Origin of the sequence: Streptomyces roseolilacinus (assembly GCF_014649335.1) — a bacterium.
GTDB lineage: Bacteria > Actinomycetota > Actinomycetes > Streptomycetales > Streptomycetaceae > Streptomyces > Streptomyces roseolilacinus.
This window is the reverse complement of the sequence record NZ_BMSV01000002.1, coordinates 682,074-695,520: the sequence shown is the minus strand read 5'-3', so window position 1 is coordinate 695,520 and position 13,447 is coordinate 682,074. Positions and strand designations below refer to the sequence as shown.

General features: G+C 74.3%; 11 protein-coding genes, 1 pseudogene and 1 riboswitch. Of the genes and pseudogenes, 4 read left to right on the top strand and 8 right to left on the bottom strand.

Translation table 11 applies throughout. The features are described from left to right. Nucleotides 1-131 precede the first annotated feature (131 nt). Nucleotides 132-1,994, top strand: coding sequence for an ABC transporter ATP-binding protein (locus tag IE106_RS07245; protein WP_189531022.1), 1,863 nt, complete (start codon nt 132-134; stop codon nt 1,992-1,994). A 438-nt stretch (nt 1,995-2,432) separates the two neighbouring features. Further along, nucleotides 2,433-3,047 carry a hypothetical protein gene (locus IE106_RS07240; RefSeq protein ID WP_189531020.1) on the top strand — a complete coding sequence of 205 codons (615 nt, stop codon included), beginning with the start codon at nt 2,433-2,435 and terminating at the stop codon, nt 3,045-3,047. Between the two features lie 219 nt (nt 3,048-3,266). Here IE106_RS07240 and IE106_RS07235 read toward each other — a convergent pair whose 3' ends face one another. The 7 genes and pseudogenes from IE106_RS07235 to IE106_RS07205 form a co-directional block, all read right to left on the bottom strand. After that, on the bottom strand, nt 3,267-3,893 hold the full coding sequence (locus IE106_RS07235) for a restriction endonuclease (RefSeq protein ID WP_229840158.1): 627 nt from the start codon (nt 3,891-3,893) through the stop codon (nt 3,267-3,269). A gap of 95 nt (nt 3,894-3,988) precedes the next feature. Then, nucleotides 3,989-4,198 (bottom strand): hypothetical protein, encoded by a 210-nt coding sequence (locus tag IE106_RS07230; protein ID WP_189531015.1) that lies wholly within the window; start codon nt 4,196-4,198, stop codon nt 3,989-3,991. 607 nt (nt 4,199-4,805) lie between these two features. Next, complete coding sequence (gene thrS / locus IE106_RS07225; RefSeq protein WP_189531208.1) at nt 4,806-6,035, bottom strand: threonine--tRNA ligase; 1,230 nt, start codon at nt 6,033-6,035, stop codon at nt 4,806-4,808. A gap of 478 nt (nt 6,036-6,513) precedes the next feature. Next, a pseudogene (locus IE106_RS07220) lies at nt 6,514-6,639 on the bottom strand (proprotein convertase P-domain-containing protein); the annotation flags it as partial. Nucleotides 6,640-6,746: 107 nt separating this feature from the next. After that, complete coding sequence (locus IE106_RS07215; RefSeq protein WP_189531014.1) at nt 6,747-7,541, bottom strand: ABC transporter ATP-binding protein; 795 nt, start codon at nt 7,539-7,541, stop codon at nt 6,747-6,749. Then, a complete protein-coding gene (locus tag IE106_RS07210; protein ID WP_189531012.1) occupies nt 7,538-8,551 on the bottom strand; it encodes a FecCD family ABC transporter permease in 1,014 nt (337 codons plus the stop codon). The genes IE106_RS07215 and IE106_RS07210 overlap by 4 nt, the downstream gene beginning before the upstream one ends. Further along, nucleotides 8,548-9,573 carry an ABC transporter substrate-binding protein gene (locus IE106_RS07205; protein WP_189531009.1) on the bottom strand — a complete coding sequence of 342 codons (1,026 nt, stop codon included), beginning with the start codon at nt 9,571-9,573 and terminating at the stop codon, nt 8,548-8,550. Before IE106_RS07205 ends, IE106_RS07210 begins: the two co-directional genes overlap by 4 nt. 39 nt (nt 9,574-9,612) lie before the next feature. Continuing rightward, a riboswitch (cobalamin riboswitch) is annotated at nt 9,613-9,814 on the bottom strand. 265 nt (nt 9,815-10,079) lie between these two features. Here IE106_RS07205 and IE106_RS07200 point away from each other — a divergent pair. Beyond that, complete coding sequence (locus IE106_RS07200) at nt 10,080-11,462, top strand: SMI1/KNR4 family protein (RefSeq protein WP_189531007.1); 1,383 nt, start codon at nt 10,080-10,082, stop codon at nt 11,460-11,462. A gap of 110 nt (nt 11,463-11,572) precedes the next feature. Here IE106_RS07200 and IE106_RS07195 read toward each other — a convergent pair whose 3' ends face one another. Continuing rightward, the gene (locus IE106_RS07195) at nt 11,573-12,526 is read right to left on the bottom strand and encodes a helix-turn-helix domain-containing protein (protein WP_189531004.1); all 954 of its coding nucleotides are present in this window, start codon (nt 12,524-12,526) and stop codon (nt 11,573-11,575) included. A gap of 71 nt (nt 12,527-12,597) precedes the next feature. Here IE106_RS07195 and IE106_RS07190 point away from each other — a divergent pair, with 71 nt between their 5' ends. Then, nucleotides 12,598-13,272 (top strand): DJ-1/PfpI family protein, encoded by a 675-nt coding sequence (locus IE106_RS07190; protein ID WP_189531002.1) that lies wholly within the window; start codon nt 12,598-12,600, stop codon nt 13,270-13,272. Nucleotides 13,273-13,447: the final 175 nt, after the last annotated feature.

Here is a 13,447-nt window from a genome sequence, read left to right as displayed (position 1 = left end):
AGGTGCCCGGGCCGCGCACCGCCCCCGCGGCACTTCCGACCGCGGCGCCGCCCGGCGAACCGCGAAACCGACCCGACGACCGCCCCGAGGCCCAGCCGGGCGCCCCCGATGCGGCTGCCGCAGAGCCGCAGATGCGCTACGTCGATGTGACCGGCAGCCGTGAAGCGGCCGGCCGGTCCATCCGGACGCGCGACATGGCACGGCGTCTGCCCCGGCTGGTGCGCCGCTCGCTGGCCCTGGCCTGGCGGGTCGACCGCCGGGCGACCATCGGCCTGCTGCTGTGCCAGGCTGCCGCCGGTGTGATGCAGGCCCTGGGTCTGATCGCCATCAGCGGCACCCTGACCGCGCTCCTCACCAGCGGAAACATCTACCACCGGCTCCTGGAGGCCTGGCCGTCGGTGGCCCTTTTGGCCGGTGCTTCCGCAGCCCGCGCCCTTCTCGGGATCACCGTCGGCTGGCTGTCCTCCCGGCTGAGCCCGCTGATGTCGCGCGAGGCCGAGCAGATGCTGCTCGCCGGCTGCGCCGAGGTGGAGCTGTGCGCCTACGACGAACCCGACTTCAACCGGGACCGCGAGGCCGCCGACCGCGGGGCGCAGGTCACCGGTGACCTGATCGACGAAGGCCAGGACCTGATCGCCTCGAGTGCCAGTTTCCTCGCCGGGGCGATCGTGCTGGCCGGTGTGCACCCCGTTCTCCTGCCGCTGCTGGTGGCGGCCAGCCTGCCCCAGGCCCTGGCCCAGGTCAGCGCCGCCCGCGTGCGCTACCTGGCGAACCTGCGCAGCAACGGTGACCAGCGGATGCTGTCGGTGCTGCGCTGGCACATCTACACCAGGGAGGCCGCCGACCAGATCCGCGCCGGCACCATGGCCGGCTTCCTGTCGGGCCGGTACCGGCAGACGGTCGCCCGGATCAACCGCGAGGACCGGGTCGCCGCCGACAAGGGCGCCCGTATGTCCCTGGCCGGGGCGCTGTGCGGGGGGCTGGGTTCGGCGGTGGTGTGGGCGGCGGTGGTGTGGCTGCTCGCCACCGGCCGGATCACCGTCGGGCACGCCGGGACGGCCGTCTTCGCCCTGCAGACGACGGGCCAGTCGGTCCGCGGGCTGGTGGCCGTCGGAGCGCGCGCCGTGCGCACGGGCCTGTACATGGACAACTGGAGCGGCTTCCTGGACAAGGCCGGAGGGTTTCGCATGCGCCGCGGCCCGCACCGGCCCGGGCCGCCGAAGACGATCGAGGTCACATCGGTCACCCACCGCTATGCGGGCAAGGACCGCGACGCGCTGTCCGACGTCTCGCTGACCTTGCGGCGCGGCGAGGTCACCGCCCTGGTCGGCTTCAACGGGTCGGGGAAGTCCACGCTGTCGAAGCTGGTCAGCGGCCTGTACCTGCCCACCAGCGGGCAGGTGCTGTGGGACGGCGTCCCCACCGGCGACGCCGACCCGCAGGCCTTGTGGCAGCAGGTCGCCCTGGTGCCACAGGACTACGCGCGCTGGCCGCTGAGCGTGCGGGAGAACGTCACCCAGGGGCAGCCCGTCGCGCGGGGCGACGCGGCGGTGCGTGAGGCGTGCGAGGCGGCCGGTGCGGACGAGGTCGTCGACCAGCTCGGTGCCGGTCTGGACACCCTCCTGGCCCGCGAGTGGCTCAACGGGGAGGAGCTCAGCGGCGGGCAGTGGCAGCGCATCGCCCTGGCGCGGGCGTTCTTCCGTCAAGCCGGGCTGCTGGTCCTCGACGAGCCGACTGCGAACCTCGATCCCCGTGCCGAGTACCGGATCTTCCAGCGGCTGCGGGGCCTGGCCCGGGACCGGATGGTACTGCTGGTGACCCACCGCATCACCAATGTCGCCGTCGCCGACCGGATCGTGGTCCTCGACGAAGGCAGGATCGTCCAGGAAGGCACCTACGCCCAGCTCGCCCGGCAGCCCGGCTTGTTCCAGAGGCTGCTGTCCTACCAGATCACCTCCGAACCGGACGGCGAGAGGCACGGGAGACGCACCTGAGCCCCCTGCGCGAGCCGCGCTCCCGGGGGCGGACGCGGGCCGCGGGTAGGTCACCGGGACGGCCCGGGAGGCGGCCGGGTCCGAGGTGGACCCGAGGTACGCAACGGTCACCCGGGCGGTGAAGACGCAGGCGGTGGGGCGCTCGCCGGTTCCTTGCTCGGGGCGGTGGCGATCCGGGCGTGCGCGCCCTGCGGGACGGTCCGGGCTCCCCGCGCTCAACGCCACCCGGTCGGCGCGGCGGCCGGGGCCCTCCGGGGGCAGCGTCCCACCCACGACGAGCCGCACCGGGAGGCACCCCGGCGAACCGCCGTTCACCTGTGTGACCCGCCGGTGGACGAGGGACGGGGCAACCTTCGCGAGGCCGTGTCGGTCTGCTTACCGGGTCGTGCTGTGCGAAGCGGGGGCGGCGGACGACATCGTGGACGGCGAGGGGGAAGCGTGAGCTGGTTCGACACTCTGCTCGACGGTTTGTTCGGTGACGATGAAGGATCCGAGGCGCAACGGGCCTGGAGAGAGCACGAGGAGGCGGAACACGAACGTCACCAGGCCCGGAGCGAACTGCGCGAGGCGGAAGAGCGGTACGCGGCTGCGGTGAGCCGGCTCCTCGCCACTGATCCGGTACCGGTGCTCAGGGAGGCACTGGACACGGGACGGCACTCGCTGAGGGCCCTGAACCTGTTGCGGCAGGTGGGAGCGGACCACCCGGATCTGGTCCGGGCCCTGCTGCCCGAGCTGTACGGGTGCTGCCTGAGCATCGGCAAACCCGGGATCTTCGGCCGCGAGGTCGTGCGGACCCTGAGCAGGACCACGGATCTGCACGACGACCTCGCCCCGCTGGTCGCCGCGACCCTGCGGGACGAGGACGAGGTCACGGACGTCTTCGCGATGCGCGGCCTGGTGATGACCCTCGACGACATCGGCGACACCCGCCTCATGGACCAGTGGCGCCGCGCCGCGCTCGCCTCCACGGACCCCGACGTACGCGAGATCGTCGAGGAGTACCCGCCGGACGAGGCCCCCACCACGCCACGGGAACCGGACGCACCCCAGTGATCCGGGGCGGAGTCGGCGAGGACAGCGGCTGCTGACCCGATGGGTCGCCCCCGCCTGCGCCCCGTACCACGCGGGCCCGCCGCCGCGGGTGTGGCAGGCCGGGAGCGCCGCCGGACGACGGCGACGTCCCTCCCGCCGGGGCGGGAGGGGGCGGAGAGGACGCTGAGGCGGAGTGACGGAACAGGGCCGGTGTCGCCGGTGGACCGGCCTCGGGCGGCTTCAGGAGAGGGCGGTCGGCTTGCGGGGCGGCGGGACGGCGCGGAGCAGTTCCCACAGAGGGCGTGAGCCGGACGCCCACACCCCGAGGGTGTGGCGGTCGACCACGTGGAGGCGCTGCTGCTGGGCGAAGGTCACGGCCGGCTTGGTGACCCGGCCGTTCGTCACGATGACCGCGACGTCGGCGCCGTGGACCTGGCGGGCGGTGCCGTTGAGGACCTGCAGGTCCGGGGTTCCCACCGCGGAGCCGGCCGAGCCCTTGCTGCGGTGTTTGCACTGGATCACCCAGCGCCTGCCGTAGGGGTCGGTGGCCTTCACGTCGGCCCCCAGGTCCCCGCCGCCCCCGACGCGGACCGCGTCCCGGCAGCCGTCGCGGCGCATCAGGTCCCGCACCGCCTCCTCGAACCGGGCATGGTGCAGGGCGTCCAGCTGGGGCAACGCGTAGCGCAAGCCCTGCGCACGGACCGCTTCCCACCGTGCTTGCTGCCGCTTGTGGTGGAGCCAGGCGCTGCCGGCCGGCAGCGCGAGCGCGCCGATGACGACCAGGACCCACCAGTGGGTCAGCAGCCAGTCGACAACGGCCGCCACCAGGGCGACGGCCAGGACCGTGGCGACGAGGAAACCCACCAGCCGGTCGTCCCCGCGCCGGCGTCGGCTGCCGGGCGTACGGGGCCGCCGCGCCGGCGGGCGCCCGGCCGCCGCCCGGCCCCTGCGCGCGCGGGGGCTCACCGGCTCGCCTGCGCGACGCCGCCCACGAACTCCCCCAGGATGTTCAGGATCCCCTGGCCCACCGGGGTGGGGGCGAGCAGGACGCCGAGCGCCAGGACGATGACCACGGTCAGTTTCTCGTCGCGTCGGCTACGGGCCTCGGTGCGCCGCCGCAACCGGAGCACCACGATGACCGCGAGCAGCACCGCCACGTTGATCGTCAGCAACCGCCGGACCCCCCACCCGATCCACCGGCCCCCTCGTGGTGAGGAGGCCCAACCGGTGTTCTTGTGTAGGGGGCGCGCGGGGGCGCACGGGCCGGATTGCCGGCGAATGGCAGCAAAGCGACGTACTGGCCGAATCTCATGCACGGGAAGGCGACTCGCCTACCGCATGGACGACGCTCCTCGGCGGCGGCCCGCACCCCCCTCTCGGGCGGTGGGCCTCGTACGGTGCGCGTCCGGCGTGGCCCCGCCGTCCACGCCGTCCCCGCTCCCGGTGGCCGTCTTGGCGCAGACGCCGGGACGGCGGCGCCGGCCTCGGCGAGGACGGTGGGGGCCGGGTGCCCGGGTGCGGTCGGGTGGGGGCATCGCCGCCGGCGCGCCCGTCGCGGTGCCGGGGCGGGTGGATCCGCACGGGTCGCGATCCACCGGCCCCGGGCCGTCCGCTCCTCGCCGGGCAGGCCGCGGAGAACCGGACCGGGCCGCGGGTGGTGCCCGGTCGAAGAGGCGCTCACCGGGTCGGTCGCGTGGTGGGCGGTCCTCCGCGTGGCAGCGGGAAGGGTGCGGGTTTCCTCCTTCCGCCTCCGGGAGGCGTCGAGGTCGGCTTCGTCTGCTACGAACGGGTCGCGCCGCCCCACAGTTCGGTGCTGTGGGCGTCGATGAGGGCGCGGATGTGGGCCAGGGCGTCACTGACCGGTTGCGGGTCGAGTCGTCGACCGTCGCGCAGACGCAGGGCGACGAGGTCGCCGGCGGCTTCCGCGGCGCCGATGACGGCCTGGTAGGGAACCAGGCGGGCTTGTCGGATGCGGGCGCCCAGACTGCCGCGTTCCGGCCCGGCGGTCTCCACGCGCAGCCCGAGGTCGGCGCACCGTTCGGCGAGCGCTTCGGCGTGGGGCGATTGGGCGTCGGAGACGGGGAGGACCACGAGTTGGGTGGGGGCGATCCAGGCGGGGAAGGCGCCGCCGTGCCGTTCGATGAGATGGGCGACGGCTCGCTCCACACTGCCGATGATGCTGCGGTGGACCATGACCGGGCGGTGCCTGGCGCCGTCCGCGCCGATGTAGCGCAGGTCGAACCGCTCGGGTTGGTGGAAGTCGACTTGGACGGTGGAGAGGGTGGACTCCCGGCCGGCGCCGTCGGTGACCTGGACGTCGATCTTGGGGCCGTAGAACGCGGCCTCTCCCCTGGCCTCCTCGTAGGGCAGGCCGGAGCGATCGAGGACCTCGGTCAGCAGGGCGGTGGACCGTTGCCACTTGTCGGGCGCGGCGACGTACTTGCCACCGGGGCCCGGGAGGGAGAGCCGGTAGCGGGTCGCGGTGATGCCGAGCGCCTCGTACGCCCGGCGGATCATCTCCAGCGCCGCCTGCGCCTCCTCGGCGACCTGGTCCAGGGTGCAGAAGATGTGCGCGTCGTTGAGCTGGATGGCCCGGACGCGGGTCAGTCCGCCGAGCACGCCGGAGAGTTCGGAGCGGTACATGCCGCCGAGTTCGGCCATGCGCAGGGGCAGTTCGCGGTGGCTGTGGGGGCGGGAGCGGTAGATGACCGCGTGGTGGGGGCACAGGCTCGGCCGCAGGACGACCTGCTCGCCACTGATGTCCATCGGGGGGAACATGTCGTCGCTGTAGTGCGCCCAGTGCCCGGAGATCTCGTACAGCTCCCGTTTGCCGAGCACCGGCGAGTACACGTGCTGGTAGCCCGCTCGCCGCTCGGCGGAGCGGATGTACTCCTCCAGGGCGTGCCGCACGGCCGCGCCGTCGGGCAGCCAATAGGGCAGCCCGGCGCCGATCAGCGGGTCGGTGTCGAACAGGTTCAGTCCACGGCCGAGCCTGCGGTGGTCGTGCACGGTGGTCATCGCGGTCTCCTCGCTGGTGGCGGGGCAGGTGACCGGGCCCATGACGAAGCCCCGGGGCACTTGCCCCGGGGCTTCGGATCAGGTCGTCTGTCAGCGCGCCGGGACACTCTCCGGCGTCGTCGTGATGGCAGCGCGCTTCATGTCGACCACCGTAACAGGGCTCCCCGTCTCCTGGCGGTCGTTTTCCGGCTGTCGTGCGAGGGCGGTGGGAAGGGCCTCGTTCCCCTGCTTTCCGGGCCGGAGGCCGCTGGGGCGGGAGATGCCGCGCGCACCCTGCGGGACTCGCCGTGCGTCGTTTCCCGGTGGGTGGCGGGGGTGCTGTCCTTGGTCGGTGGCTGCTTGTTCCGCGCGAGCGCGATGTCCGGGCGCCGGCGGACGGGCGCCGTCGGGGCGGGCCGCGGGCGGGGCAGTGCCCGGTCGTTCGGGAACGACCGGGCTCGGCGGCGTCGTGCCCGGGTGGACGGGAACGTCAGAAGGCCAGGCTCCAGCCGTCGAGGTAACCGGGGTCGACGGTGAAGATGCCGGGGGTGTTGTCGGTGACGCGCAGCTTCCACGTGCCGTCGGCCGGCACGGCCGACGCGTCGACGGTGAACGTGTCGTGGAGTTCCCTTCCCTAGTCGGCCCGGTGGCCCGCTCCACCCCCGCAGGGCAGGACCGCGGTCCCGGCCGGGGGCCGACACGCCTCCCCCGTCCGCCCTTCGCCTACCGCGCCGGGGCGGCACGCTCCCGCGTCAGGGTGCCGAGCACCCGGATGTGGGGGCGGCCGTCGGCGTCCGGGTCGGTGACGGCGGCGCGTACGCCGTAGACGTCGGCGATCAGGGCCTCGGTCAGCACCTCCCCGGGGGTGCCGGCGACGACCACGCGGCCCTGCCGCAGCACCACGACGTGGTCGCAGTACATCGCGGCGAGGTTGAGGTCGTGCAGGGCGACGACACTCGTGACGCCCAGTTCGCGTACGAGGTGCAGCAGGTCGTGCTGGTGCTGGAGGTCGAGGTGGTTGGTCGGTTCGTCCAGCAGGAGTTCCCGCGGCTCCTGGGCGAGTGCCCGGGCGATCTGGGCGCGCTGGCGTTCGCCGCCGGACAGGGTGTGCCAGGTGCGGTCGGCGCGGTCGGCGAGGCCGGTGCGCTCCAGGGCGTCGTGGACGGCCCGTTCGTCCGCCCCCGACAGGGGTGCCCAGGCGCGCCGGTGCGGGGTGCGGCCGAGCCGTACGACGTCGGCGACGGTCAGTTCGACGAGGGTGTCGGCCTGCTGTTCGACGACGGCGACGCGCCGGGCGACGTCCCGGCGGCGCAGGTCCGCCAGCGGCCTGCCGTCCAGGGTGACGACCCCGGACGCGGGGGCCAGGACTCCGCACAGGACGCGCAGCAGGGTGGACTTGCCGGAGCCGTTGGGGCCCAGCAGCCCCGTCACGGCTCCCGGCGGCGGGCAGATGCCGACGCCGTCGAGGATGAGCCGCCCGTCGGCGGCGCGGGAGACGCGGTCGGCGGCGAGGGTCATCGACGGCTCCTGCGGGTCCGGTACAGCACGAGCACGAAAGCGGGTACGCCCACCAGCGAGGTCATCACGCCGACCGGGACCTCCTGGGGTTCGATGACGGTCCGGGCCACGGTGTCGATCCACACCAGGAAGACGGCCCCGCCGAGCGCCGCGGCGGGCAGCAGCCTGCGGTGGCCGGGACCGACGAGGGCGCGGGCGGCGTGGGGCAGCACCAGGCCGACGAAGCCGATGGCTCCCGCCGCGGCGACCAGGGCGGCGGTGAGCAGCGCGGTGGCGCAGAGCAGGACCAGCCGGGCGCGGGTCGTGTCGACGCCGAGGGTCGACGCCGTGTCCTGGCCGAAGGCGAAGGCGTCGAGGGTCCCGGCGTGGCCGAGGCAGACGGCGAGCGCGAGGACCAGGACGGCGGAGCAGATCCACACGTCGTTCCATCCCGCGCCGCCGAGCGAGCCGAGCAGCCAGAACAGCACGCCCCGGGTGGTCTCGGCGTCGGCGGACGTGACCACGATGAAGGAGGTCAGCGCGGAGAACAGCTGCATCGCGGCGACGCCGGAGAGCACGACCCGGTCGGTGGTGCCGCCCAGGGTGTGGCTGAGCAGGAGCATGGCGGCGAACGAGCACACCGCGCCGGCGAAGGCACCGCCGGACACGGACAGCGCGCCGCCGCCGACCCCGAGGACCACCACGGCGACGGCGCCGGTGGAGGCGCCCGAGGAGACGCCGAGGACGAAGGGGTCGGCGAGGGGGTTGCGCAGCAGCGACTGCATCACCGCACCGCACACGGCCAGCCCCGCGCCGCACACCGCGGCCAGGAGGGTGCGCGGGAGGCGCAGGTTCCACACGATGCCGTCGCGGATCGGGGTGAGCCCGTGGGCGTCGCCGCCGAGGTGGCCGGCGACGACGGACCAGACGTCGGTCACGCCGATGTCCGCGGGGCCGATGGTGATCGCCAGGGCGACGGAGAGGAGGAGCGTGCCGAGTCCGGCCGCTCCGCGCAGCAGGGAGGTGGTCACGCGCTCGGGCCGAACGCGCGCAGGGCGGCGGCGACCTGTTCGAGGCCCTCCACCGTACGGATGGTGGGGTTCATGGCCTGGCCGCTCAGCAGCACGTACCGCTTGTCGCGTACGGCGTCCATGTTCCGGGTGACCGCGTTCGACTCCAGGAACTCGATCTTCTTCGCCGCGCTCTCCGCGGTCTGCGCGGTGCGGGTGAGGTCTCCGATCACGAGGAGGTCCGGGTTGCGGTCCGCGACCGTCTCCCAGTTGATCTGGGGCCATTCCTCCGTGGTGTCGTCGAAGACGTTCTTCGCGCCCAGCTCACGCGTGATGACGCCGGGGGCCCCGCAGCAGCCCGCCATGTACGGTGACCGGGCGTCGGAGAACCAGTAGAGCAGAGTGACGTCCGACGCGTCGACGCCCGCCTTCGCCTGGGCGACTCTCGCCTTCAGCCGCGCGGTGAGGTCCTTGCCGCGTTCCTCGACGCCGAAGATGCGGGCGAGGTCCCGTATCTCTCCGTAGACGGTGTCCATCGTGAGCGGCTCGGTGCGGACGCCGTCGCCGCCGCCGGCGTTGTCCTTGCCGACGCAGTCGGACGGGGAGAGGTAGGTGGGCACGCCGAGCTTCTCGAACTGCTCCCGCGAGGCCACGCCGCCCCTGCCGAGGGTGGAGGCGAACGAGGCGGCGACGAAGTCGGGTTCGGCCTCCAGGACCTTCTCGAAGGAGGGGTTGTCCTTTGCCAGACGCGGCACCCCCGCGTTTGCCTTCTCCAGGCCCTTCATGACCGGGTCGGTCCACGTGGCCGTCCCCACCATGCGGTCGGCGAGCCCCAGGGACAGCAGGATCTCCGTCGTGCCCTGGTTCAGGGACACGGCCCGGCGCGGGCCGTCCCCCGTGATCTCCACCTTCCGCCCGCAGTTGTCGAGGCTCCGCGTCGCCTCCGGGGGCGACGCGGAGGGGGCGGGCGCACCGCACCCGGCGAGCAGGAGCGCCCCGCACAGGAGCACGGCGAAGGAAGCGGTCGAACGCGTGACGGTCACGGCATGGTCCCCAACGTCGTGGGCCCATCCGCGGGGCCCGCCCGTACGAATGCGCCAGCAGGTCTTCGGACTCGGGATCGTCCGGACGAGGCGCCTTCCCAGGCCGGTGGTGCGGTCCAGTGGCTTCGTGTGCCTCGCCCGTCACCCTCACCGCTGCGCGTCAGCTCCGGATTCCCACCGGATTCCCTGACCCACGTACGTGCGGGACGTACGGAGTGCGACTGGCTTGCGGAAGTTACCACAAGCACGTCCGCGCCCCAAGATCCGGCCGGAACGCCGTCACGCCGGTCGGCCGGAACCAGGCGTCCTCGCCGTCGGGGCGGGCCTCAGCCTTCCCCGCCCCGCCGCGGCCCGGGGCGATCGGGCCGGCCCGGAAGTCCGCGCAACCGCCGTCCGGGCGTCCGCCCCGACCGGGGAGGCGGCCGGCCGCGGCGCGCTCGGGCCCCGCCGGTCCTCCGCCGCCGGGTGCCGGCGTCCGGGCGGAGGGCACGGATTAGGGTCGGCGCATGAGCGAGCCGTCCTCCGCCCCCTCCCCGCTGCCCCTGAACTCCTTCGCGACGTGGGCGCCCCTGCTGCGCGCGTGGGCCGGCGAAGGCGGGGAGGAGCCCGTGCGCCTGGCCGGTGCCGTCGGCCGGAACGGCTGGAGGTCGTCGCCCGGGGCCCGGCCGCACGGGCGGGCTTCGGCCGCGGAGCGCGAGGCCGTCGAGCGCGTGCGCGACGCCCTCGTGGTGGCCGGCGTCGAGTCCGTGACGTTCTCCGCCCGGATCGCCCCTTCGGGAAGGACCCGGCTGCGGGTGACGGGCCCCGCCGCCGCCGTGGAGTCCGGACCGGCGGGCGGCGCCCTGCTCCTGGTCGAAGGGGCCGTCCCCGAGCCCTGGCGGCGCCTGCCCGACCCGGTTCCCGACGCGCGGCCGGCCCGGTCAGGGGACGCGGCGGCGCTGGAGCGGCGGCTGCGTGAACGTCTGCCCGGCGCCGCCGGGGCCGGCGAGGAGGAGATCGCCGCCACCGAGGAGCGGCTCGGCCTGAGGCTCCCCGACGAACTGAGGGCCCTCTACCGGGTCGTGCGGGGCCGGCGGGAGGACTGGGGGCAGGACGTCCGGGCGGGGGACGCGGCGTACGACGCCGTGGGCTGCGAACTCCTCCCCCTGGACGACCTGTACGTCGCCGACGCCGCGTCCCGGCCGGCCCCCTGGAGGTTCGCCGCCTGCGAGGCCGCCGTCACTCCGCCGGGTGCCGCCGTTCAGCACCTCGTCGGCTCGCCCGGCTGGATCGTGTTCGGCGACAACGGCGGGGGCGACCGGCTGGCGGTCGACCTGACCCCGGGTCCCACCGGACACACCGGGCAGATCGTGCTGCTGAGCCACGAGTCGTTCCTCGGCGCCGAACTGGTCGCCGACTCGCTCACCGACCTGGTGAGGGGGGTCGAACCGCGGGGCCGGCGGCGGCTCCGGTCCTCCGAGCGGGGCGGGGGGCCGGCCGTGGCCCACGTCAACGTGGCGCACCTGCGCAGCGTCGAGGCCGCCGCGCACCCCGGACTGGAGGTGCTCTGCGTCGGGGTGTGGGACGACCCGCCGGTCGACCTCACCCCCGTGGTCGGACTGCCGCGTCTGCGCACCCTCACCGCCTATCCGGGCACCCTCGCCGACCCGCGGCAGATCGGCCGGCTCACCGGACTGGAGTACCTCGAAGTCGGACCGGCGGAATGGCGGGCCCTGTTGGACGCGAAGGCCGTCCCCCGCGGCCTGGCGGCGGTCGGCATCACCACGCACGGCCTGCGCGACCACGAGCGGCTCGTCGACCTCTCCAACGAGATCCTGGCCCTGTGGGGCCGTCCGCCGATCGTCCGCACCGTCGTCGACGGGGACCTGTGGCCGGCGCCGTCCGCCTGACCGGGCGGCCTTCTCGGCCCCCTGTCACAGGACGCGCCTCGCGCACACCCGCCCGCCGAGCACGCCGACGGGGCCGACGGGGCCGCTTTGGAGGACGGGGGGTGCCGGTGTCAGTGCCGGAACTGGCGCCGGTAGGCCGAGGGGCTGACGCCGATGACGTCCCGGAAGTGGTGGCGGAAGCCCGCGCCGGTCAGGCCCACGCGGTCGGCCACCTTGTCGATCGGCTGGTCCCCCGCCTCCAGCAGCCCGGCGCCGGCGCGTACCCGTTGACGGATGAGCCAGCGTCCCGGCGGCGATCCGACCGCGTCGACGAAGCGGCGCTCGAACTGCCGTACCGACAGGTGGGCGACACCGGCCAGTTCGTCGACGGTGAGCCGCCGGTGCAGGTTGTCCAGCGCGTACCGCATGGCGCTGCTGATCGGGTCGTCGGACGGGGCCTCGTCCACCGGGTGCTCCGCGAACTGGGCCTGGCCGCCTTCGCGGTGTGAGGCCACGACCATGCGGCGGGCCACGCGGGTGGCGACGTCGGCGCCGTGGTCGCTGCGGATGAGGTGCAGGCAGACGTCGATGCCGGCGGCGGTGCCGGCGCCGGTGACGACGGATCCGTCGTCGACGTAGAGCACCGACGCGTTGACCTTCACCTGCGGGTGGCGTTCCCGCAGCAGGCGGGCGTGCCGCCAGTGCGTGGTCGCCTCCTTGCCGTCCAGCAGGCCGGCGGCGGCCAGGGCGAACGCACCACTGCATATGGACACCACTCGCGCTCCTCGCCCGTGCGCCTCACGCAGCGCGTGCACGACCGCCGGGGAGACGGGGCGGCGCACGTCCGCGACCGCCGGGACGACGACGGTGTCGGCGTACCGGAGCCGGTCCAGGCCGTGGTGGACCACGATGTCGAAGCCGCCCACGATCCGGTGGGGTCCGGGCACCTCGGCGCACAGCTCGAACCGGTACCACCATTCCACGTCCAGCTCCGGCCGGGGAACCGCGAACGCCTCGGCGACCGTGGCGAGCTCGAAGGGGGGCATCCCGTCGAAGGCGAGGCAGGCGATCCGATGAGGACCCATGACGGAATCCTAGCGGTGCACGTCGTTTCCGACACTTCCGGACGATGCCCACGCGGCCTGACCCTTGCCCTATGCACGTGGATACCACCGCTCCGCTGACGTTCGGGATGCTCGTCTTCGACGAGGTCGAGGTCCTCGACATGGGAGGCCCCTTCGAGGTCTTCAGCACCGCCGGCCGCCTGGCCCGCACCGAGGACGGCCCCCTGCTGAGAGTGCTGACGGTCGCGGCAGCCGATCGCCCGGTCCGCTGCCGCGGAGGGCTGCGGGTCGTGGCGGACCACACCCTCGACGAGGATCCGCCCTTCGACGTGCTGGTGATCCCCGGCGGCGTCACCGCGGCGGTCGAGGCGGACGCGAACGTCATCGACTGGCTGGCCCGGCGCCGACAGACCTCCGTGCTGACGTTCACCATCTGCACCGGGGCCTTCCTGCTGGCCTCCACCGGGGCCCTGGACGGCCGCCCGGCCACCACCCACTGGGAGGACCAGGAAGAACTGGCCCGCCGCTGGCCGGCCGTCCGGGTGCGCACCGACGTCCGGTGGGTCGACGACGGCGACATCGTCACCTCGGCGGGGATCAGCGCCGGCATCGACGCCAGCCTGCACATCGTGAGCCGGCTCGCCGGCGAACGGCTCGCCCGCCGCACCGCCACCCAGATGGAGTACACGTGGGCGGCCGGGCCCATCGCCCGAACCGTTCCGTCGGGCGGGACCCCGCCACGCTCGAGCACTCCCTCGAACGGCTGACCGGGTGCGTCGACGGCCACCGGCGGCGGGAGCCGTTCGTCCCGGTGCGCGCCCCGGTGCCGCCGGAGCGGGCCGCCGCCCTCCTCTCAGGCGGTGACCGGATCGGCCGGCGAGGAGCCGGACGCCGCGGTCTCCTCTCCGGCCCACCCGGGCGCGGGGGGGGGGGGGGGGGGGG

Coding starts and splice junctions, on each gene's coding strand:
- IE106_RS07245 (WP_189531022.1), top strand. CDS start 132: ATGCGCTACGTCGATGTGACCGGCAGCCGTGAAGCGGCCGGCCGGTCC.
- IE106_RS07215 (WP_189531014.1), bottom strand. CDS start 7,541: ATGACCCTCGCCGCCGACCGCGTCTCCCGCGCCGCCGACGGGCGGCTC.
- IE106_RS07200 (WP_189531007.1), top strand. CDS start 10,080: ATGAGCGAGCCGTCCTCCGCCCCCTCCCCGCTGCCCCTGAACTCCTTC.
- IE106_RS07195 (WP_189531004.1), bottom strand. CDS start 12,526: ATGGGTCCTCATCGGATCGCCTGCCTCGCCTTCGACGGGATGCCCCCC.
- IE106_RS07190 (WP_189531002.1), top strand. CDS start 12,598: ATGCACGTGGATACCACCGCTCCGCTGACGTTCGGGATGCTCGTCTTC.